Source organism: Paenibacillus sp. MB22_1 (assembly GCF_047200555.1).
Taxonomy (GTDB): Bacteria; Bacillota; Bacilli; order Paenibacillales; family Paenibacillaceae; genus Fontibacillus; species Fontibacillus phoenicis.
On record NZ_JBLADV010000002.1, the window covers coordinates 1824987 to 1847131 of the forward strand.

General features: G+C 52.3%; 14 protein-coding genes and 1 riboswitch. Of the genes, 8 read left to right on the forward strand and 6 right to left on the reverse strand.

The window, feature by feature from the left end:
- Positions 1-9: 9 nt before the first annotated feature.
- On the reverse strand, positions 10-1314 hold the full coding sequence (locus ACL02P_RS20215; protein WP_036644407.1) for a hemolysin family protein: 1305 nt from the start codon (positions 1312-1314) through the stop codon (positions 10-12).
- Between the two features lie 255 nt (positions 1315-1569).
- Positions 1570-1669, forward strand: a riboswitch (purine riboswitch).
- A gap of 66 nt (positions 1670-1735) precedes the next feature.
- On the opposite strand from ACL02P_RS20215, the gene ACL02P_RS20220 reads away from it, so the two are divergent.
- From ACL02P_RS20220 to pulA, 8 genes are all read left to right on the forward strand, one after another.
- Positions 1736-3172, forward strand: a complete 1437-nt coding sequence (locus tag ACL02P_RS20220) for an NAD(P)/FAD-dependent oxidoreductase (protein ID WP_009223923.1) — start codon at positions 1736-1738, stop codon at positions 3170-3172.
- Positions 3173-3373: 201 nt separating this feature from the next.
- The gene (locus ACL02P_RS20225) at positions 3374-6841 is read left to right on the forward strand and encodes an OmpL47-type beta-barrel domain-containing protein (protein WP_412837972.1); all 3468 of its coding nucleotides are present in this window, start codon (positions 3374-3376) and stop codon (positions 6839-6841) included.
- A gap of 155 nt (positions 6842-6996) precedes the next feature.
- Positions 6997-7989, forward strand: coding sequence for a LacI family DNA-binding transcriptional regulator (locus ACL02P_RS20230; protein WP_260070507.1), 993 nt, complete (start codon positions 6997-6999; stop codon positions 7987-7989).
- Between the two features lie 34 nt (positions 7990-8023).
- Complete coding sequence (locus ACL02P_RS20235) at positions 8024-9751, forward strand: glycoside hydrolase family 13 protein (RefSeq protein WP_260070506.1); 1728 nt, start codon at positions 8024-8026, stop codon at positions 9749-9751.
- A gap of 12 nt (positions 9752-9763) precedes the next feature.
- Positions 9764-11047: an extracellular solute-binding protein gene (locus tag ACL02P_RS20240; RefSeq protein ID WP_412837973.1), complete on the forward strand. Its 1284-nt coding sequence runs from the start codon at positions 9764-9766 to the stop codon at positions 11045-11047.
- Between the two features lie 64 nt (positions 11048-11111).
- Positions 11112-11981: a sugar ABC transporter permease gene (locus ACL02P_RS20245; RefSeq protein WP_323078845.1), complete on the forward strand. Its 870-nt coding sequence runs from the start codon at positions 11112-11114 to the stop codon at positions 11979-11981.
- A 12-nt stretch (positions 11982-11993) separates the two neighbouring features.
- Entirely contained in the window at positions 11994-12818 is an 825-nt protein-coding gene (locus tag ACL02P_RS20250) for a carbohydrate ABC transporter permease (RefSeq protein ID WP_009223929.1), read from the forward strand.
- Positions 12819-13272: 454 nt separating this feature from the next.
- Entirely contained in the window at positions 13273-15300 is a 2028-nt protein-coding gene (pulA, locus tag ACL02P_RS20255) for a type I pullulanase (RefSeq protein ID WP_412837974.1), read from the forward strand.
- Positions 15301-15688: 388 nt separating this feature from the next.
- On the opposite strand, the gene ACL02P_RS20260 is transcribed toward pulA, so the two are convergent.
- The 5 genes from ACL02P_RS20260 to ACL02P_RS20280 form a co-directional block, all read right to left on the reverse strand.
- Positions 15689-17995 carry a glycoside hydrolase family 65 protein gene (locus ACL02P_RS20260; RefSeq protein ID WP_412837975.1) on the reverse strand — a complete coding sequence of 769 codons (2307 nt, stop codon included), beginning with the start codon at positions 17993-17995 and terminating at the stop codon, positions 15689-15691.
- A 73-nt stretch (positions 17996-18068) separates the two neighbouring features.
- Positions 18069-18734 (reverse strand): beta-phosphoglucomutase, encoded by a 666-nt coding sequence (gene pgmB / locus ACL02P_RS20265; RefSeq protein WP_412837976.1) that lies wholly within the window; start codon positions 18732-18734, stop codon positions 18069-18071.
- Positions 18735-18851: 117 nt separating this feature from the next.
- Positions 18852-19889, reverse strand: a complete 1038-nt coding sequence (locus tag ACL02P_RS20270) for a LacI family DNA-binding transcriptional regulator (RefSeq protein WP_016313725.1) — start codon at positions 19887-19889, stop codon at positions 18852-18854.
- A 242-nt stretch (positions 19890-20131) separates the two neighbouring features.
- Positions 20132-20881: a creatininase family protein gene (locus tag ACL02P_RS20275; RefSeq protein WP_412837977.1), complete on the reverse strand. Its 750-nt coding sequence runs from the start codon at positions 20879-20881 to the stop codon at positions 20132-20134.
- 22 nt (positions 20882-20903) lie between these two features.
- Positions 20904-22118: an ABC transporter substrate-binding protein gene (locus tag ACL02P_RS20280; protein WP_316011346.1), complete on the reverse strand. Its 1215-nt coding sequence runs from the start codon at positions 22116-22118 to the stop codon at positions 20904-20906.
- Positions 22119-22145: the final 27 nt, after the last annotated feature.

Genomic DNA, 22145 nt, shown 5'->3' on the forward strand with positions numbered 1-22145 from the left:
TTTTTTTCATTAGGAACTGTGTTTGACGATTTCGAGTTTCTTAAAGCGATGCGGTTCCTTCTCCAGCAATGTGAAGGTTAAATCCTCATGCTCCAGCGTGTCTCCGACATCCATAGACGGGTTTCTGCCGTAGAGCCAGCCGCCAATGGTATCCACTTCCTCCGTGCTCAGGTCGGTTAGCAGCACTTCGTTGATCTGATTCACCGTCACCGTGCCGAGGGCAACCACATGCGATTCGTCGAGCTGGACGATCGGATCTTCCTCTTCTTTATCGAATTCGTCGCGGATTTCCCCGACAAGCTCCTCGAGAATATCCTCCAGTGTAACCAGACCAGCGGTTCCTCCGTATTCGTCGATCAGGATCGCCATATGGGTGCCTTCCTTCTGCATCTTCTTCAGCAACTCATTCACTGGAGTTACTTCGGAGACGGCCATCACCGGCTGCAGCAAAGCGGAAAAATCCAGATTTGGATTGTGATCATAAGCCAAGAAGAACTGTTTCGTATTTACGATTCCGATGACGTTATCCTTGCTGCCATCAACAACCGGAAAACGGGTGTATTGCTGTTCCCGGATGATCTCCAAGTTCTCCTGCCGCGTCTTGTCCGTATATAAACACACCATATCGGTGCGAGGTACCATGATTTCCTTGGCGAGCAAATTATCAAATGCGAATATCCGATTCACGTAGCCAAATTCGCTTTGGTTAATTTTGCCGCTTTCGAAGCTCTCGTTAATGATGATCTGCAGTTCTTCCTCCGAGTGCGCTTCCTCATGTTCGGAGGCCGGCTTAATGCCAAACAAGCGCACGAGCTGGTTGGCCGAACCGTTTAGGGCCCAGATGAAAGGGCGCATGACTTTCGTAAAAAGAATCAAAGGTTTGGCTGTAATCATGGCAATTTCTTCGGCTTTGCGGATTGCCACGGTCTTAGGGGCCAACTCACCCACAACAACGTGAAAATACGTGATGACGACAAACGCGATAATAAACGAAAGCGCGCTGCCAACAGTCTCAGGTACTTTCAGGCTATGGAACAATGGATGCAGCATGCGCTCCACCGTTGGTTCACCCAGCCATCCGAGTCCCAGCGCGGTGATCGTAATTCCGAGCTGGCAAGCCGATAAAAATCCGTCCAGGTTGGAGGTGACCTGCTTGACGGCGACGGCACCCTTCCGTCCTTCCGCCACAAACTGGTCGACCCGGCTGCCCCGGACCCGAACGATCGCAAATTCTACCGCGACGAAAAACGCCGTTAACGCGATAAGAATGACGACCAAAACCACATTTAAAACCAAATACCTGTCACTGTCCATTCGATGCATCTACTCCTCGATAATTTAATATAATGGCGTGAATCTTATCACTATTATACAATAAACTATCCCGTTCATGCGAACCCGCTCGCGGGGCGGATTTGGTGTTAATGTTCGTGTTTTTAGCAGCCGTCGTGAAAAAACCCACGTTATTTTCTTTTGTTTTGGTGAAAAACACGAATATTAAATTTAAATTAGGCTTGACTTATCCGTTTATCCCGCTTATACTCAGGTTGTTCCAAAACACAAACAAGTCCATAGATTAAAGAACAAGTTCGTATATCCTCAATAATATGGATTGAGGGTCTCTACAAGGAACCATAAATTCCTGACTACGAATAGGGTGCATTCGCATACCTATGAAGAGGTCAGGAATTTTTTGGTTTATGATGTGAATGATAATCACCTCAGGAGGATACAGATGAGCAAATACGATGTCATTGTAGTGGGAGCCGGCCCTGCCGGGATTTTCGCCTGTTACGAACTGACCCGGAAAGCGCCGCATTGGAAGGTGCTTCTGGTGGACAAGGGGCATGATATCTACCGCCGCCGTTGCCCAATCTTGGAGGAGAAGATTACGCTTTGCCCGCCTGCGGCCGGGCGCAAGGAGTTTGCCGGATGCTTGCCGGCCTGCTCGATCACGGCTGGATTTGGCGGTGCCGGAGCCTACAGCGACGGGAAATTTAATATCACGACGGAATTCGGCGGTTGGCTGAGCGATTATATCGCGCCGTCCAAGGTGCTGGATTTGATTAAATATGTCGATGCGATCAACTTGGAGCACGGGGCGACAACCACCATCACCGATCCGATGACGGAAGCGGTCCGACAGATCGAACAACGCGGATACGCCGCCGGGCTCAAGCTGTTGCGGGCGCAGGTGCGGCACCTGGGGACCGAGCAGAATCTGGAAATCCTGAAATCGATCTACGAATATCTCAACACGCGCATTGATATGCTGTTCAAGGCAGAAGTCGAAGACCTGATCACGGAAAAAATCGATGGAAGCCACCAAGTCCGCGGGATCACACTGAAGAACGGCGAAACGTACGAAGCCGATCTGGTGATGGTAGCTCCAGGCCGGGACGGTTCCGCTTGGTTGACCGAGATCCTTAAGAAACGCCGGCTGAAGATGACGAACAATCAGGTGGACGTTGGCGTTCGTGTGGAAACTTCCGATGTGGTGATGCGGGAGATCAACGAGCATTTGTATGAGGGCAAGTTTATTTTTAATACATCGGTTGGCACGCGAGTGCGCACGTTCTGCAGCAATCCTTCCGGACATGTCGTCGTCGAGAACCACAGCGGCGTGATGGCGGCCAACGGTCATTCCTTCAAAGATCCGGCGCTTGGTTCGCAGAATACCAACTTCGCGCTGCTCGTATCGCATCGGTTTACCGAACCGTTTGATAAACCAAACGAGTATGCGCGGGAAATTTGCCAGCGGGCCAACGATTTGTCGAGCGGCGGGGTCATCGTGCAAAAATACGGCGATATCCTGCGCGGACGCCGCTCCACAGCTGCGCGGATTGCCGAAGGCTTCCTGGAGCCAACGCTCAAGGAAGCGGTGCCGGGCGATCTCGGCCTGGTATTGCCGTACAATACGATGAAGAGCCTGATCGAGATGGTCGAGGCGCTCGATAAAGTGACGCCGGGGATTGCTTCGGAGCATACGTTGTTCTACGGGGTGGAGGCGAAGTTCTATTCGGCCCGTCCGAAGCTGAGCGAATCGCTGGAAACGGAGATCAGCGGCTTGTTCTGCGGCGGTGACGGCGCGGGGATTACCCGCGGCTTAGCCCAGGCGGGAGCGGCCGGAGTATGGATCGCCCGCGGAATGATCGAGAAAGCGGGAGTGTAAGGGGCACATAAGATTACGGGTACAGTCCTTGAAACGGGGGCAGTGCCCGTTTTTTGTTCTTCGTGAATCGTTGATGTTCATGCTTCGGCGGAATGATTTTACATAATTTTAATCGAAAGGAAATAATGTTCAATTTTAAAATAAGTATGATGAGGAGGTAGTCCAATAAAAATCAAGCGCATGGGGAGGAATCGATGATTTATGGGTAAGGGCAAGGCGAACGCTTGGCGCAAGAAATGGTTAGGTTTCTTATTAGCCGGCGCATTGGTCGTAACCGGTCTGCCGGGATGGGCACCACAGGCGGCAGCCCAGCCTGCCGATTTAACGGTCGATGTATCGCGGGCCGGGGCAGGCGCGCAGCTTAACGCAGTATCGAACAGCGGAGAGGCCTTGCTGCAGATCGCTGCCGCTCCGCTCAGCGTCGCTGAAGCGATCGCCAAGGGGAACAGCGGCGAAGCAGTGGAAGTGGACGGCATCATTGTGGGCCATGCGACGGGATCGCTTACTGCGGATTTTGAAGCGCCCTTCGGCAACGATTTTAACTTCCTGATTGCCGATACGGCCGGGGAACAGGACAAAACGAAGCTCATCGACGTACAGATTCCTTCCAGTTTCAGAGCGGAGTTTGGTCTTCAAAGCAACCCGGATTTGATCGGGAAGTCGGTGATCGTATCGGGGTCGCTGGCGGCGTACAACAATTTTGCTGGATTAAAAAGCGTAACCGCGATTTCATTATGGGACCAGCCGGGAGATCCGGGTGAAGATCCTGGAGAAGAGCCTGGCGAGGATCCCGGTGAGGACCCTGGTCAAGATCCGGATCCGGGCGACATCCCGCAGCTTCCGGACGGCACCGGCAAAAAGGTGCTGTTTGACAACGCCCACGGCCAAACCGCCGGCGCAGCGGATTGGGTTATCGATGGCGGGTTTTCCGACTTTACCGATGGGCTGCGGGCGGTCGGTTTTACGGTAGAGTCGCTGGAACGCCCGATGCCGTATACGTTTGGGGAAACGGCCATTACCTACGAGGCATTAGAGCCTTATGACGTCTTTGTGATTCCTGAAGCGAACATTCCGTTTAAGGCAGCTGAGCAGGAGGCTTTGGAGCAGTACGTGGAAAATGGCGGCGCCGTATTTTTCATCTCCGACCATTATAATGCTGACCGTAACAAGAACCGCTGGGACGCCTCAGAGGTATTTAACGGCTATCGCCGCGGGGCATACGAAAATCCAGCCAAAGGGATGACGGCTGAAGAGGCCAATTCTCCAGCGATGCATGGGGTGAGCAGCTCCGACTGGTTAGCTGACAATTTTGGCGTTCGCTTCCGCTATAACGCCTTGGGCGACGTCAATGCAACGGATATCGTCAGCCCGTCGCAATCTTTTGGTATCACGGCGGGAGTGGAAGCTGTCGCCATGCATGCCGGGTCAACCGTAGCGATTCTCGATCCGAACAAAGCCAAAGGGCTTGTCTATGTCCCGACTGGCGTTCCGGCATGGGGCAATGCCGTTGACGAAGGCGTCTATAATGGCGGCGGTCGGGCGGAAGGCCCTTATGCGGCGATCGCCAAGCTGGGTCTCGGTAAAGCCGCTTTTATCGGTGACTCTTCGCCGGTTGAAGACGCAACCCCGAAGTATGTACGGGAAGAAAACGGCCAAAAGAAAACGACCTATGACGGCTTCAAGGAAGTGGACGACGGCTTGTTCCTGGTGCAAACGGTGAAATGGCTGGCGCATGACGAGAGCTACACCTCTTTTGATCAGGTGCCGGGACTGGTGCTGGATACGCCAACTGCGCTGGACGCAGATGAGGAGCCGGCCGCCACCACCGAACCGCAGCCAGAGCCGTGGGCGCAGCCGGCCCCCGGATATAAATGGTATGATCCGGCTACGTTTAAGCCGGGTTCGTACGGCTCGTCGCAAGCACCGGAAACGGAGCCAACGTTTGCCTTCGTCCATCAAGCACAGCTGCCAAGCCAGCAGGAATTCCAAATCCGCGTGACCGCAGACGGCTTAACGCCGGGACAGACGGTGTCCGATTTGCGGGTAGGCATCTACTTGGCCGGCGGTGAACAGATCGCCCGGTTCAAGAATGCGGACGGCAGCTGGTCGGATTACAATTACAGCCCGGCGTTTTCGTTGACGGGCGATGCCCTGGGGCATGCGTCCAAGGATTTGACCGTGCAACTGAAGCCGGGGGTAACGGCCTCAAGCGCTAACTTACGTTTGAAAAAAGGCAGCGCGAATGAACTCACGAAGCAGGTCGAGATCGCGAATGTGGATGCCGAGCCGTTGCCAGGCGATCATCCGCCGGTGCCGGAGCTGGGCACAATTGCCGCAGCACGTGAGGCGGCGGAAGGGACGGTCGTCACGGTTCAGGGGGTGATTACTTCCGAACCGGGTGTGTTTGGCGGTCAAGGCTTCTATTTGCAGGATGAAACGGGAGGCATTTACGTCTTCCAAACAGCAGCGGGTTATCATGCCGGTGACCTTATCCGTATCAGCGCAACCCGTACGTTGTACAACGGGGAAGTTGAGCTGGAGAATCCGGTGCTGATCGAGAAGCTGGGGACAGCTCCGCTGCCGCAGCCGCAGGTTCAGGATGCGGTGACGGAGGCGAATCAAGGACAGATGATCACCTTGACCAACGTAGTGGTGCAGGATGTCGTTGCTGCGACTCCGGCGGGTTCTCTTGAATTTAATGCCGTCCGCGAAGACGGCAGCACGACACGGGTGCGGTTTGACGGCCGCACCGGAGTGACGATGGATGCCTTTTTGGCGCTGTACCCGGAAGGTACGTCTGTGGATATCAGCGGGGTTGCCTCCGTCTATCGAGGAACCTACCAGTTGAAGCCGCTGGCCTTGGCTGATGTCGTGCCGAGCACCACCGAAGCGGATTTGACGGCTCCGGTGACGGAACGCGATGTCGCAGGGAAGGAGGGCGCAGATGTCTATAATCAGACGGAAGTTACGGTTACGTTCAACGCAGAGGATCAAGGCGGCAGCGGTTTGGAACGGACGGAGTATCGGGTGAACGGCGGGGAGTGGATTCAGTATGCTGAGCCTTTTACACTGTCAAACGACGGGAAGTATACGATCGAATACCGCTCCGTGGATCGGGCAGGTAACGAGGAAGCGCCGAAGACCCTGTATATTAATGTAGATCGTCTGGCACCAGAAGTGACGTTTACAGGGGATTACCAAGTGCTCCAAGTTGCCCCAAGTGTTCCTTTCAACATCGCCGTAAATGACGCGGTCAGCGGACCGAAATCAACGGCTTACCGGCTTGACGGACGCAGCATCACGGGCGTAGCCGAAATCGTTCCCTTCTCTTTATCGGTTGGTACGCACAAGCTGACGGTCCAAGCAACGGATGCAGCGGGACATACCGCGTCGGTGGAATTTACATTCCAAGTAACCATCGACATCGCCCATTTAAATGAGCTGGTGGATTTGGGCAAAGACCGCGGCTGCTTCTTAACCAATGGGGCGGCAACCAGCTTGCAAGCCCAGATCGCCACACTGCAAAAGGCCAAAACTCCATTGGAGCGCGATATCAGGCTCAAGGCGCTGAAGATCACGATCAGCGTCCAAAGCGGATTAACCATGAAGCAGAGCTTCGCGAATCTGATGCTGGAGGATTTGGAGTATATCGGGGGAGTGGCGGCTTAGCTTGTAGATCTTGGAATAGAAAAGTCGCTCAGGATAGAGTAGATGCCTGAGCGGCTTTTTTGCCTTCGTTCGTTAAAAAAACCAGGCTTGCCAAGAATGAAAGCGTTTTGTATAATGAGTTATGCAACCGGTTGCAGATTAAGGAGAGATCAATCGTGTCTAAGATAACTATTCAAGAAATTGCGATTTTGGCGGGTGTTAACAAGGCGACCGTATCCCGGGTGATCAACGGGAATCGGAACATTTCCGAGAAAACTCGGAAGAAAGTCGAAGACATCATGAAGCAGTATAACTATGTCCCCAACTCTATTGCGCGCGGATTGGCGACGAAGAAGACGTTTACGGTCGGCTTTTGTTTTGATTACACCAATAAACAGGCCTATGCTAACCCGTATTTTTACAAAGTCCTTCAAGGGATTGAAGAGGTCGTATACAATCACGATCACATGTTTCTGATGATGAGCGATCATGATGGGAAGAACGGCAGATCAACATTCGAGCGGGTGGTGGTTGAGCGCCGGGTTGACGGTGTCATTATCCCCAATACGCTGCTTAATGAGCGGAATTATGAATTGCTAACCAAACATGACATGCCGTTTGTCGTATCCGGCGAAAATACGCTGAAGCAAGCGGACGCACCTTGGGTAGATATCGATAATGTTCAGGCTGGTCGGATTCTGACCGAGCATCTAATCGATTTGGGCTGTCGCAACATCATGATTTATGCCGGCGGATCAGCCGCCAAGAGGGACAAATTTCTGGGTGATCGCCTGAACGGCTACCATGAAGCGATGCGTCAACACCACTTGGAACCTCAAGTGATCGAGCATGCCGATTTTTTGAAAAAGCTTTACGATTCCCCTCGCTCTGGATCGGAAGCGCAACGGCCCGATGCTCTGATCTGCTGTACGCATGAACAGCTTTTCGAAATCTTGGACTGGGAGAACGGTAATCCTCTCTTGGCCGAGCTGGCTTTAGCTACATTTGACAGCTTTCCGATGTCCAAATACTTGAAATACCCGGTGCATTTCGTAGAAATCGATCTGGAAATGATGGGGAAGCAAGCGGCGCAAATGCTGTTTTCGCGGATGAATAAAGAATCGGGGGTACCGCCGTTTATCTCGATTCCAACGCAAATCGGTAAATGATCGAACAAACTAAACATAATGAGGTAATAAGTTGATGACCCAATATTTGTATCACGATCCGGTAGTAGATGCTACCCTAATTTCTCTGAATGAATTGGAAGTTCGCCTAAAGCTCCCTGCTGATGCGAATCAAGTCACGCTAAACTATTGGAATAAATATAAGCCGGAGTATGGTATTCGGAAGCAAGCGATGACGTTATGGGCGGAATCGGGGGAATTTAAGTACTATCGCACGATATTGACGGGTATGGAATCTCGCATTCGGTACCTTCAATATAAATTCGAGTTTGCTGCAAAGGGGGAATCCTACTGGCTGGGTGCTGAGGGATTATGTAAGACGGAAGGAACCAGAGGCAGCTATTCGTATGCCTATGCGGGAGATCGCGACATGGTGAACTCTCCGGAATGGATTGGGAACCGTGTATGGTATCAAATCTTCCCTGAACGTTTCTGTAACGGTGATCCCGAGAATGATCCGGAATCTGTGGAACCTTGGGGGAGCGTGCCAACGCGGGACAATTATATGGGAGGTGATCTTCAAGGAATCATCAAGCAATTGGATTACCTGAGCGGGCTTGGCATTAATGCGCTGTACTTAAATCCGATATTTGCGGCTACGTCGAACCACAAATATGACACCGTGGATTACTTTCAAATCGATCCGCAATTCGGGACGGTACAAGATCTGCAAGAGCTTGTCCAAAAATGCCACGAACGCGATATCAAGGTGATTCTCGACCTGGTAATCAATCATTGCGGGTTCTATCATCCATATTTTCAGGACGTCGTGAAAAAAGGAGAAGCTTCGGTATATAAAGATTGGTTCTATATTAACCGGTACCCGGTTCACCGAAGCGAAGACGGTTACGATTCTGTAGGTTATTATCAATGGATGCCTAAGCTGCGGACATCGAATCCCGAAGTTCAGCAGTACGTATACGATATCGTTTCCTTTTGGCAGAAGGAGACGGGCATCGACGGCTGGAGAATCGATGTCGCAGATGAGGTGGAAATCAGCTTTTTGCGGGAGCTGAAATCCTGTGTCAAGAAATTAAATCCTAACGCTATCATTATTGCAGAAATCTGGGATGATGCCAAGCGCCTGATGGCGTCTGGCGGCGTGGACAGCGTGATGAACTATGAGCTGCGAACGATTCTGTTCGATTACTGTCTGGATCGTTCCATCCTGCTTGCGGAGTTCCATTCCAGACTTGTGAGTTTACTCCATCGTTATTCCTTGGCTGAACTAAATCAAATGTTTAACCTGCTAGGAAGCCATGACACGGAACGAATCTTGACGCGTTGCGGGAAGGATGAAAGCAAACTACAGCAACTGCTGGCCCTTCAATTCTTCCTGCCGGGGAATCCTACCGTTTATTACGGGGACGAACTGGGAATGACCGGGGAGAATGACCCAGGCTGCCGCGGGAGCATGCCTTGGCAGCTCGTCGAGGCCGAACCGCAGTTGTTAAGAGAGTTCCGCACCTGGATTCGGCGTAAAACAACCGATCCGGTACTGCAGCACGGCAACACGGAGCTTAGATACCGGGAAGACTCGGAGTGTTACGTCATTCGGCGCTACACCGAAACCAAAGAAGCGGTGCTTTTAATCAATTTTTCGCAGGACCGGCAAGCTTTGGACGTCGTGATGAAGCAGTTTGACTTGATTGGCGCTTATACAATGGATCATTCGCAGGATACCGGGAACTTGCCTGAATTCATCGGTCCCGGAGATACGATTCTTTTCCAAAAACAGAATTAAGGAGATCAATCTATGATAAATAAATGGAGCAGGCTATTGCCGATTTTACTCGCCGTGACCCTGGTTTTGGCGGGCTGCGGTTCCAAGGGGAAGCAAGAGACGGCGAACGGGACAAGCTCGGATGCGAAGCCGGGCAAGGAGGTCACTATAACGTTCTGGCACCACTACAGTACTGCATCTCCGGAAGAGAAGACGTTAAAAGAGGTGCTTATTCCGAAATTTGAGGAGGAGAATCCCGGGATTAAAGTTAACCCTGTTGCCTTTACTTGGGAAGACCTGCATAAGAAGCTGCAGATCAGCGGCAGCGCTGGCGATTTGCCGGACGTAGCCCGGTTGGACATTATCTGGGTGCCGGAGTTCCAGAAAAGCGGGTTGCTGCAACAGTTAGACGCATTTGAAGATTTTGACGAGGTTGCCGGCAGCTTGCTGGAAGGCCCGCTGTCTACAGCGAAGGTAGGCGATCACTATTACGGACTTCCTCTCAATACGAATACCAAGGTGTTGTTCTGGAACAAGGAGATGCTGTCGCAAAGCGGTGTAGAGCAAGCGCCTGAAACCACGGAACAGTTTTTTGAAGCTTTGGGTAAAATCAAAAGTAAGTATGAAAAAAGCTGGGGATTCGGTGAACCGGCCCTTCAAGGCTGGAACGTCTTACCGTGGATTTGGAGCAACGGTGGGGATGTACTCTCGCCTGACTTCACAACGGCTGACGGTTATTTGAATAGCCCAGCTTCGGTAGAAATTTTGACGAAACTTAAAGACGCCTACAACGCCGGTCAAATTTCCGGATTTAAGCCGGGAGATGTAGCGGTTACGGAAGGTCATGCGAGCGGAAGCTATGCCATGATGGCGGAAGGCCCGTGGGCGGTGGCTCAGTTCCAATCGCAATTCCCTGATTTCGACGTCGAAATGGCTTCTTTTCCGGCGGGATCGGCGGGCTCCATTCAGGTGTTGGGCGGAGAGGATATCGGGATCTTTAGTAAAGACAAGCAGGAGGAATCCTGGAAATTCGTGAAGTTCATGGTGTCGGAAGAGGCTCAGATCGAGATGGGCAAGATCGGACAAATTCCGGTTAACCTCGCCTCAATGGAGAATGCCGATGTCAAGGCGATCGATTATTATCCACCGTTTCTTGAACAGTTGAAGACGGCTAAAGCTCGCCCGCCGGTTAGTGCTTGGCCGCAAATCGACGGCGTGATTAATGATGCGATGAGTAAAATTTTCATGACGGATGCGGATGTAAAAACGGAGCTGGATGCGGCAGTCCGTGCCATCGATGCTTTGTTGAAGGAGTAGTCCATTATCAGGAGAGCGTTTTCCGTACGGGAGGCGCTCCCTTTTACGAAGGAGTCAACATGACATGCGCAAAAAAAACGGAGCAGCCGGATACTTGTTCTTTTTGCCCGGATTTTTATTTTTTGCCTTATTTATTCTCTACCCGTTGATCCGGAATTTGATCTACAGCTTTTATGATTTTCGGCTCACGAACATAAATCATCTTGAATTTGTGGGATGGGATAACTATAAGCATGTGTTCGGGGATGAAGTGTTCTGGATTTCGATACGAAATATTTTTATCTACGGGATCATTTCTGTACCCGGCCAAATGATTTTGGGTTTTCTGGTCGCCTATGCACTTTATCAGAATCGCCCCGGTACCAAGACGTTTCGGGTGCTTTACTTCTTGCCGGTCATTACGTCTTGGGTCGTTGCCTCGTTAATATTTAAATACGTTTTTGCCGATCAGGGCTTTTTGAATTATGCCATTACGGATATCCTTCATCTGACGGACCGGACGATCAGTTGGTTAAGTGAACCGGGAAAAGCCTTGATCGTGATCGGAGCCCTTGGGATCTGGAAAGGGGTTGGCTGGGCGATGGTTATCTACATGGCCGCGCTGCAAGGGGTACCCAAAGATCAATATGAAGCGGCTTCTTTAGACGGCTGCAATGCGTGGAACCAGATCCGTTATATCACGCTGCCATCGATTCGAAACACGACGTTTTTTATCCAAATGATGTTAATTATCGGTGCGTTTAATGTGTTTACATCCGTGTACCTCATTACCAATGGCGGACCGTTGCATCAGACCGAAGTGATGTTGACGAGAATGTATCAGAAGGCGTTCTCCGAATATGATCTGGGTTACGCATCGGCGTTATCCTATGTCTTTGCGGTGATCATTGCTGGATTAACGGCTGTGCAGTTCCGTCTGAACAAACAGGAATAGGGGGCGAACCATATGCGCTCGCTGAAAACATTTTGCATCTACGCCCTGCTTGTCGCGGGCGGACTGATATCCATTTACCCTTTAGTGTATATGCTGCTAACCGCTCTCAAACCCATGACGCTGTTATTTGAGTTTCCGCCTCGCTTTTTGCCTTCGGAAATGACCTGGTCCAATTTTAGAGAAGCGTGGGGAAGTCAAAATTTCGCGTTATATTTGTTGAATAGCTTGCTGGTGACCTTGGCTAGCTTTGCGCTTATCTTTCTGCTGTCTTCCATGTTAGCCTTTGCCTACTCGCGGTTTGACTTTAAGGGAAAAAGCCTAAGCTTTGCAATTATTATGGGAGGCTTGGTCATCCCAAGTTTGACGTTGCTGATTCCCCAGTTTGTCCTGATTCGTCAGTTGGGTTTATTCGATTCACGGTGGGGGCTTATCGTTGTCTACGCCGCAGGTGCCATTCCGTTTACAACTTTCTTGCTTAAAGGCTTTTTCGATTCCATAACCCGTGACATTGATGAGTCGGTGGAGATGGAAGGGGGCGGCGCCTGGACGTTATTCGCTTCCATCATTTTGCCTCTCTCCAAGCCGGCATTTGTTCCAGCCACGATCTTTAACGCGCTGACCGTGTGGGAAGAGTTCCCCTGGGCACTAACCATCATCAATGATCCACTGAAAAGAACGTTACCGATTGCCCTGGCCAATTTCCAAGGGCAATATACGACGCAATGGGGCATCGTGTTCGCAGGTTCGCTGATCGCTGTTGTCCCGATTATCTTACTGTTTCTGCTGCTGCAGCGGTACTTTATCGCTGGCATTACGGCCGGAGCGGTAAAGGGGTAAACCAAGCGACCGCAAGTGTAATTCCACCTTTTGTGCAAACGATTGACCAAGTCTTAGCACCGGTGATATAATCCAGCACATACAGGAAAGTAAACGTTTACGTTAGGCGCAAAAAAGGTTCTACATTGGACGCAGATGTTTTTTTCAGAGAACGGAAAGAGAAGCATTGGCTAATGAGAACCAACAGGGCGCACGTTGTCTATGAATATTTGAAACCACCTGATGGGGAAGATGATTACAGGTTCCTGCCACCAGCTTGCGGAACGTTTCGGGGAAAAGCGACCATATGATGAATGAGCATAGAAGGTGCGGGGATTTGGCGCATGGACAACATTGTTGACGGGAAATGTCTGCACCGGGCACAGTGACTTAACCCTTACCTAGAGCTTGGGGAAATTCCTCGGACCTATACGGAAGACGTGCTGCCGAATTTGACGGGATTGGAGTGAGGACGTTGTCAGTACAAAAAGAATTCCACGGCACCATCGATTACGGAGATGTGGCGGTCACCGGGGGAATCTCGGTATTTGACGCGAAGTTTGACGAGCTGTATGTATACGATGGTGATGATTTAGGAGCGGTGTATACCCCGGAACAAACTCGTTTTCGCTTGTGGGCCCCCACCGCCTCCGAAGCCAAAGTCATTCTGTACGAAACCGAGGACGGGACGCCGGTAAATGAGCTGCCCATGAAGCGGGATGTGCAAGGAACGTGGACCTTAACGGTACCGGAAGATTGCGGGGGGTTATTCTACACGTATCGTGTGAAGGTTGGGGAGCAGTGGAACGAGGCAGTTGATCCTTACGCGAAAGCGGTGGGCGTGAACGGGAAAAAAGCGGCGATCCTCGACCTGCGCAGCACCAATCCGGAAGGATGGGAGAACGATCAGAAGCCTCCGCTGGCTTCGCCGACGGATGCGGTGATTTATGAGCTGCATGTTCGAGATCTGTCGATTCACCCGAGAAGCGGCATCCGCGAAAAGGGGAAGTTCCTCGGCTTAACCGAGGAAGGTACTCGCGGGCCGAACGGCATTCCAACGGGGCTCGACCATATTGCCGGACTTGGCGTGACGCATGTGCAACTGCTGCCGATCTTTGATTACTCGCAGGAAAGCGTGGATGAAAGCCGCCTGGATGAACCCCATTACAACTGGGGGTACGATCCTCAGAATTATAATGTGCCGGAAGGCTCTTACTCGACGGACCCGTATAACCCAGCCGCACGGATCCTTGAGCTGAAACGTCTCATCCAAACGCTGCACGCTCGCGGACTTCGAGTGATTATGGATGTGGTGTACAATCACGTTTATGACGGGTATCTGATTCATTTCACCAAGCTCGTGCCGGGTTATTATTTGCGGTACAAGTCGGATCGGACGTTCTCGGACGGGGCATTTTGCGGCAATGAGTGCGCTTCGGAACGGCCGATGATGAGAAAATATATGATTGAGTCGATCCTGCACTGGGTGCGGGAATACCATATTGACGGGTTCCGCTTTGATTTGATGGGACTGATCGACATCGAAACGATGAATGAAATCCGCCGGCGGTTGGACGAGATCGATCCGACGATCCTGACGATCGGCGAAGGCTGGATGATGGAGACGGTGCTTCCCAAGGAGCGTCGGGCCAACCAGGACAACGCCGGGAAGCTGCCGGGCATCGGTATGTTTAACGACGGGCTGAGGGACTCGGTAAAAGGGGATATTTTTATCTTTGACCGCAAAGGCTTTATTAGCGCCGGCGACGGCTTCGAGGACGGGGTGAAGCGCGGCGTGGCCGGGGGAATTAACTATGACGGAGGCCAGCTCCGGCAGTTTGCGGTGGAACCGGTTCAATCGGTGAACTATGTGGAGTGCCATGATAACCATACGTTATGGGACAAAATCGAGCTGTCCACGCCGGGCGTTTCGGACGACGAACGCCGGGCGATGCACCGGCTCGCCTCCGCGATCGTGCTGACGAGCCAGGGCATCCCGTTCCTCCACGCCGGTCAAGAATTTATGCGCACGAAGGGCGGCGTGGAGAACAGTTATAAATCGCCGATCGAGGTCAACTGGCTCGATTGGGAGCGCTGCGCTGCGCATCAGGACGACGTGTCCTATATGCGCAGCCTGATCGCCTTGCGCAAGGCGCATCCCGCGTTCCGCCTGAAGACGGCGGACGAGATCCGCGCGCATTTGCGCTTTGAGGCAGCGCCGCCGCACGCCGTGGCGTTTACGCTGCGCGACCACGCGGGTGGCGATCCAGACCGCCACCTGTACGTGCTCTACAACGCGAACCCGGGCGCGTTGTCGCTGGAGCTGCCCGCCCTCGGACCGTGGGAGGTCCGGTTCGGGGGCGAGCACGTGCTCGCGCTGGAAGCAGGCGCGAGCGGTGAAGCTGCAGCGGCGTCGCCCGCTGCAGCAGGGGGGCCTCCAGCCGGCGGAGCGCGGCTGGAGGTGCGCGGGGTCGGCGTCGTCGTCCTCGCCGTCCCGCGGTAATCGCGCAAGGGCGAGGGGCACGAGCCCCGTTGCCCTTGGTTTAGCGCCGCGGCCGGGTGAGGATCGGCCGGGCGCTAGCGGGCTACGCGGAAATAAGGGTATTTTTGACCCTTATTTCCGCGTAGCCGCCCCATTTGAACAAAATAGCGGTATTTGATGGCCTTATTCTCCCGCAGGAGCCCCCAAATGGGGCTTTTTGCTCCTGCCGGACCGAAATAAGGCCATTTTTTACCGCTATTTGTTCAAATGAAGCTCAATCGCCGGAAATAAGGGAACTTATTACCGTTATTATTCCCTGGGGCCCCCGCAACGCCGGGCGCCCCCAAAAACCAACCCCCACGGCAAAGCCATGGGGGTTGGTTCAATAAATTCAGCTCAGCGCCGCAGGTTACTGGCGCTTCGCTTGCACTTGGCTGTTCGCATCAACCGTGTAGCTTTGGTCGTAGATGCGGATCGCTGCTGGCGTATCGGATTCGTTCGTGACGATGATGCTGTCGGCAGTGGCGTTGACTTTCAGCCGAGCGCCGCGGAACATCACCTTAAACGAGAACGAGGTCCAGTGCGACGGGATGAACGGATGCAGCACCAGCTCGCCTTCGTGAACGCGCAAGCCGCCGAAGCCTTGCACGATCGCCATCCAGGTGCCGGCCATACTGGTGATATGGCAGCCGTCTTCGGTGTCGTTATTGTAGTTGTCGAGGTCCAGGCGCGCGGTGCGCAGGTACATCTCGTAGGCTTTCTCCTGGTATCCCAGCTCGCAGGCAAGAATCGCATGCACGCAAGGGGAGAGGGAGGACTCGTGAACGGTCATCGGCTCGTAGAAGTCGAAGTTGCGTTTTTTCGTATCCAGGTCGTACCGGTCGCTCAAGAAATACAAGCCTTGCAACACATCCGCTTGCTTAATGAAGCACGAGCGCAAAATCCGGTCCCAAGACCAGTTCTGGTTCAGCGGCAGATGCTTCGGATCCAGATCCTTCACTTGAATCAGTTCTTTATCCAGGAAGCCGTCCTGCTGCAGGAACACGCCGCGCTCCTCATCGTACGGATAATACATATTGTCGATGATGTGCTGCCATTGCTTCGTTTCCGCTTCTTGAAGCCCCAGCTTCTCCACAAGCGCCGCATAGTGCGCAGCATCTTGGGCTTTGAGCTCTTCCAGCACTTCCAGCGTGTATTCGAGCGTCCAGGCAGCGATCCGGTTCGTGTACCAGTTGTTGTTGACGTTGTTCTCGTATTCGTTCGGGCCGGTGACGCCAAGCATCACGTATTTACCCTTCACTTGCGAGAAGTTCACGCGTTCTTCCCAGAAGCGGGAGATTTCAACGAGGACTTCCAGGCCGTATTCGCCCAGATAGGCTTTATCTCCTGTATAGTTAACGTAGTTATAAATCGCATATGCGATCGCCCCGTTCCGATGGAGCTCCTCAAATGTGATTTCCCATTCGTTGTGGCATTCCTCGCCGTTCATCGTTACCATCGGGTAGAGCGCGCCTTTTGTGAAACCAAGCTTGCGGGCGTTCTCCTTCGCTTTCTCCAGATGCTTATAGCGGTAAATCAGCAAATTGCGAGCGATATCCGACTCCGCCGTGCTGAGGTAGAATGGCAAGCAATAGGCTTCCGTATCCCAGTAGGTGCTGCCGCCGTATTTTTCCCCGGTGAAGCCTTTAGGCCCGATGTTCAGTCGGTCGTCCTCGCCGCTGTAGGTTTGGTTTAATTGAAAAATATTAAAACGAATCGCTTGCTGCGCCGCCACGTCACCTTCGATGATGATGTCGCTCATTTCCCATTTCTTCGCCCAAGCTTCTGCTTGCTCTTTCTTCAGCGTATCGAAGCCGGCCTCTTTCGCGGAGTGCAGGGCGGCCGTGCCCACTTTCACCAACTCGCCAAGCCCATGATCGCGGGAGGTCACATTCGCAACATATTTGTACAACGTTACCGTCTCACCGGAAACGGCGGGTACTGCGACTTCGGCGGAGACAAACTTCTCTTGCTCGTGGAACGCAGGGGTGAGCTCCAGGCTTTTCCCGCCTTGCTCCACATCAAATGCCATCACCGAGGTGACGTGGAAGTCGAGCTTTTTCGTCTTTACGGTTAAGTAGGAGACGTCGGTACCGGCGGATTTTTCCACCTCAAGCCAGAATTTCTCATCATAGTTGGAATCCTTATTCATGACGTCGCCGTCGAGATAAGGCGCGAAGCGCAGTTCCCCGTTGAAGTTGAGCGGCGTTACCGCGTAACGGATGGCGCCGATCTCATGACGTACGATGCTGACGAATCGCAGTGCTTCCACAGCCAGTTCCTTGCCGTCCTTCATCACGGCGGTAAAGCGGCGGTAGAGGTAACCTTCCTTCATGTTCAACTCTCGAACGAAATCCTTCACCTGACATTCGGCCAAATCCAGCGCGACGCCGTCTACAAATACGTTAATGCCAATCCAGTTAGTGCTGTTCAGCACTTTGGCAAAATATTCGGGATAACCGTTCTTCCACCAGCCCACCCGGGTTTTGTCCGGATAATACACGCCGGCCATGTAGCTGCCTTGCAGAGAAGAGCCGCTGTATTGCTCCTCGAAATTCGCACGTTGGCCCATATAACCGTTGCCGATGCTGAAGATACTTTCCGAAATTTCATGATTCGCCGGATCAAACGATTCTTCCAGAATGGACCAGGGATCCACTTTCAAATACTGTTTCACATTAACCGCTCCTTTAGTCATTTCAAATAGATTAGTCTGTAAAAAAAGAACGAGAGGTATTCACACTTGGGGCTTATTCCGCGCTCGCGGCGATTTGCTGCAGCAGGGTGATCGAAACATCGCCCAGCGAGGAGACAACCCGATCCGCTTGCCCCAGCGTATCGGGCGAACCGATGCCAACGCAGCGCATCCCCGCACGACGGGCCGCTTCGATGCCGGCCTCCGCATCCTCGAACACGACGCACGCTTCGGGGGCAACGCCCAGCTCCGCAGCGCCAAGCAGGAAAACTTCCGGATCGGGCTTGGCGCTGGAGGTGCGAGTGCCGTCGATGATCGCGTCAAAGTACGGGGTAAGCCCGGTATTCCGCAAAATGATCGGGGCGTTCTTGCTCGCTGATCCTAGCGCGGTCTTCAATCCGTTTTCCCGGCACTGCTGCAAGAACTCTAGCGCTCCCGGCAGAATTTCCGACGCGTCCATTTGGGAGATGTACTCGACATACCAGTTATTTTTGCGTTCAGCCAGCTCCTGCTTGACGTTGTCTTCCAGTTGAAGGCCGCCCACGCTAAGCAAGATGTCGAGCGAGGCCATGCGGCTGACGCCTTTCAGCTTCTCATTGTCCTGTTCGGTAAATTCGAAGCCGAGCTCGGCGGCCAGCCGTTTCCAGGCGAGATAGTGGTATTTCGCGGTATCCACGAGCACGCCGTCGAGATCAAATAAACAAGCTTGAATGGGATTCATAATGAACCTCCTCTATGTTGAATATTGGTGCAAACGTTTGAACAAAGCGTGAAAAATAAAGGAAGCATGTGCTTCCGTTTATTTTTTCGTAACCAATGTTTAATGCAGCCTGTTGCCTCAAAGCTTCTTGGGTACCGAATACATCGACGACTCGCGAACCATCAGCCGATGCGGAATGATCTGCCTTTTCGGATAGGCCTTGTCGTTGTTGTTCTGCACCGCTTGAATCAGCACTTGCGAGGCCGTGTAACCCAGATTGTAAATGCCGATATCCATGCTGCTCAGCGGTGGGGTTGAGAGCTCGGACAACGGGATGTTGTTGAAGCTGACCAGGCATAAGTCTTCAGGTACCTTGTACTTCAATTCGTGCAGGCCGCGAAGCACGCCAAACGCTACGACGTCATCGATCATGACCAAGGCCGTCGGACGGTCCGGTAGATTCATGAAGAACGACATAGCCCGATAGCCGCTGTCCTGCAAAAACTCACCTTCGACAATCCATTCGGGCCGACTCTCCAAGCCTGCATCTCGAAGCGCATCCTGATAGCCCTTCAATCGGTCCTTGGAAACGACGAGCTCCGGTGGTCCGCTGACGAACCCGATCCGTTCGTGGCCTAACGCGATCAAATGCTTCGTGGCGTCGTACGACGCCTGGATATTATCGTTATCCACCGTCAGAATATCAGGATATTCTTCGCTGCGCCCAATGAGTACAAACGGATGACCCCCTTGATGGAGGAACTCGATCACCGGATCGTTCTGCCGGGAATACAGCAAGATGACCCCATCCACCCGGCGGCCGTTCAGCAGTCTGGATACACTTTCGACTTCCTCTTTCTCATTGGCTCCGGAGCTGATCAGCACGTCGTAGCCCAAGCGGCTGGCTTGGGTGACAATGCCGCGGATCAGTTCCATGAAGAAGAAGTTAGAGAACAACTCCTCGGCGGACTTTGGCAGCAGGATACAAATGCTATTTGTCGTTTTGGAGACCAAACTCTTGGCCATAATGTTAGGGTGATAGCCAAGCTGGTCCATAATGAGCTTTACTTTACGCGAGGTCTCCTCGCTGATTCTAGGATGATTGGACAGCACCCGGGACACGGTAGAGGGCGATACGCCGGCCTTTTTGGCAACATCCTTAATGGTGACGGCCATAAACAACCTCCTCTGTGGAACCGTTTGCTTTACACTGTAATATTAATCTATAGATTGCCGAAAGTAAATAGATAAAACCGTGCCAGAGGCGTTATAGAGTCGGAATTTCGTCCATTTCTTAGCGGAAAATCACCTTTAATTCAAACAAACGTTTGCGCACGGAATAGGTTAAGGAGAGGTGCAAAAAAGAAGCTGCCCCTTCGGCTAAGCTAGCCTCGGGACAGCTGATTGATGCGGGACTATTATTGATTCAAACCATACTTCCAATCTTTTTTGTCCATTTCGCGAATGAAGTTTTCCAGAACATTCAGAACGGCTTCTTCCAGCAGCTTACCTTTTTCTTTGGTCGCGACGCTTGGATCTCCGGAGGCACCGGTATTCGTAAGCTCTTCGAAGCGCCATTTGATCTCGACGAATTCCGGCAGTTCCGGAACAACGCCCTTGGCGTGCTCCATCTCGATCCATTCTTCGAATAAGGCCAGCCCCATCGAGGTTTCACCTTCGCCGGCATGACCGAGCCCATTCCATACGTCAAACGTCCCTTCCGGCACCATTTTCCCAGCCGCTACCCACCAATCATTAAGACTGGCGATCGTTACATGGGGATGTTGCACTTTGACTGCGCGGGCAGCCAACTCAATCGGTGCGATATTGCCGTCATGGCCGTTCATGATGATGATCTTGGTGATGCCATTTCGGACGATTTCGTTAAGGATGTCTTTAATGACGTTGGTGATTGTTTCCGGGGTCAGGCTGACGGTAAACGGAAATTTGTTGTAGTGCTCACTGAGTCCGTAGTTAATCGGCGGCAGCACCATCAGGCCTTCGACGCGTTCAGCAAGCTTCTCGCTGAGAATGTTGGAGATCAGGGCATCCGTTCCGAATGGCATATGATTACCATGATTTTCAAAGGCTCCTACCCCAAAGATGACTTTGTCGATTCTACTGTTCTTATACTGGTTACCAGTCATTTTTGTTCCGATCAATGCCATTGCACATACACCTCTTTCTTATTTATTTTTCTGGAGTAATATTTTTGCGGAACTCAAATTTACCATCTTTAACTTCAATGATCGTGACGCTCTTGTCAGGTACACGTCCGGAGCCATAGCTGATTTCACCTGTGACAGTTTTAAATCCCGAGGTTGCGTTCAAAGCATCGCGAATCGCTTTAGGGTCTTCGCTGCCTGCTCGTGTAATCGCATCAGCGATCAGGTACATCGTATCGTATCCGAGTGCGGCAAAAGCGTTCTCTGGGGCGTTTCCGGTTTTGTCGGTATAAGCCTTCACGAAATTTTGCACTTTTTCATCGCTGTTTTCCAGAGCAACGTGGGTGGCGAAGAACACGTTGTTCGTTTGCGGCGTGCCGCCCATTTCGATCAATGCCGGAGTATCGAAGCCGTCGGCACTGAGGATTGGAGTTTCGATTCCCATATCACGAATTTGCTTCACCACGATTCCGGCTTTGTCAGGAAGGGCAGATACCATCAGGACGTCCGGCAACTCAGGCAAACTTTTCAGACGGGTAATTTGAGCGGAGAAGTCAGTGTCGGCAGCTCCGTCGTATTTGTCTTCGAGTAAGATCTCGCCGCCCTTGGATGTAAAGCGATCTTTAAAAAATGCGGAAACGTTAACGGTAAAGTCGGAGGACGTATCCGTCAGAACCCATGCTGTTTTCGCCCCCAGTTCGTCCATGGAAAAATCGGAGATGGCATAGGATTGTGCGTCATCGCCAAAAGCCGCCATATACATAAAGTCACCGACCTGTTCAGGAATCAGCGGGGAGGTGGCCCCGGAGGTAATGAAAGGAACTCCGGCTTCCTGGGCTACCGGTCCGGCAGCAAGGACATAAGTCGTATCGCTAAATCCGGCAACGACGGGTACCTTCTCCACATCGATCAATTCTTGCATGCCGTTGGTCGCGGAGATGGTTTCCGTTTTGGCATCGATCGAGACGACCTTGACCTGCTTGCCATTAATGCCTCCGTTCGCGTTAATCTCTTCGGCTGCCAGTTGGAACCCGGCCAGCGATGGTCCGTCCAGGGAAGCTTGTCCACCGGTCACATTATACAAGGCGCCGATTTTGATCTCGCCTCCGCTGCGAACCGAATTGCTCTCCCCATTCGCGGACGCCGCGTTGTTTTCCTTGGAGGAAGTATTACTCCCCCCGTTGCTGCAAGCGGATAAAACTAGCATGATAATCGTTAAAAATGCGATCATTTTTTTCATAAGCCATCTTTCTCCCATCTTTTTTTA